Here is a 1,131-nt window from a genome sequence, read left to right as displayed (position 1 = left end):
GTCAGGTAGTCGATGATGTAATCGACCGTCTCGGGGTCGTAGCTCCAGAACCCGTAGAACTCGCCCGGGGCGCGCTCCTCGGCGAGCAGCGCGCACTTCGCCTCGTCGTACCCGCCGCCGTCGTACGCGACGAACCACGTCTCCCGTATCTCGGCGGTCTCGCCGACGTGGACGGTGTAGTGATCCACGTCGGGCGCGTCGCCCTCGTTCGCGGCGTACGCGTGGACGTCGAGCCGCTCCTTCTCGCCGAGCAGGGCGTAGGTGTCCGCCTCGCCGGTGAGCACGTCGAGCGTCTGGAACCCGGCGTGGAGTTCCCCGTCGCCGACCCGCCACGCGCGGTCCTCGATCTCTCGTGACGCGGCGACCATGTCCTCGCGGGAGTAGGAGGTGAACATCGTCTCGTCGAGGTGATCCAACACCGGCTTTCCGACGCGGCCGGCCGTCCCACCCTCGCCCGTCGGCTCGCCGCTTTCGTCACCCGCCTCTCCGTCCTCGTCCCCGCTCGGCGGCGGTAGCAGCTCGTCGACGGTCACGGCCGTGACGAACTCGCCGTCCCGCGCTAACACGGCGAACGCCTCCGGGCCGGAGGCCGTCTGGTCGTCGACGATCCGGACGTTGCGGTCGGCGAAGTACTCCCGAAGCTCGTCCGTAACCGCCGGATCGGCGTTGAACACGGTCAGCGTGGCCTCGTGAGCTTCCACGCCCGCGATGAGCTCGATGAGAGACATTTCTTGTCGGACCCACAACAGCGGGGTATAAGGTCGTTTCTGCTCTCCCGGGTCGAGAGTGCCCTCGGTTTCGAGGCTCTCGACGGTCCATCGAAACTCTCGACGGTCCATCGAAACTCTCGACGGTCCATCGAAACTCTCGACGGTCCATCGAAACTCTCGACGGTCCATCGAGGGAGCGCCGCAAAGCATGAACCTATTTGCGCCGCGCCCCCCGAGTAAGCGTATGTTCATTCTGGTGAACCTCAAGGCGTACCCGTGCGATCCGATCGAGGTAGCAACCGCGGCCCGCGACGTCGCCGAGGCGTCCGGCGCGCGGATCGCGGTCTCGCCGCAGGCAGCCGACATCGCTCGCGTCGCCGACACCGGCGTCGAGACGTGGGCGCAACACGTCTCGCCGAAC

At 67.1% G+C, this 1,131-nt stretch carries 1 protein-coding gene; it reads right to left on the bottom strand.

The genetic code is table 11. The annotated features are described in order from the left end of the window. Positions 1–728, bottom strand: a 728-nt coding sequence (locus BN903_RS09290; RefSeq protein WP_048077506.1) for a DICT sensory domain-containing protein, incomplete at its 3' end; no start/stop codon positions are given. Between the last annotated feature and the right edge of the window lie 403 nt (positions 729–1,131).

The sequence above is a fragment of the Halorubrum sp. AJ67 genome, assembly GCF_000513435.1.
The sequence above is the reverse complement of the archived record's forward strand: the minus strand, read 5'-3'. Positions and strand labels throughout refer to the sequence as shown.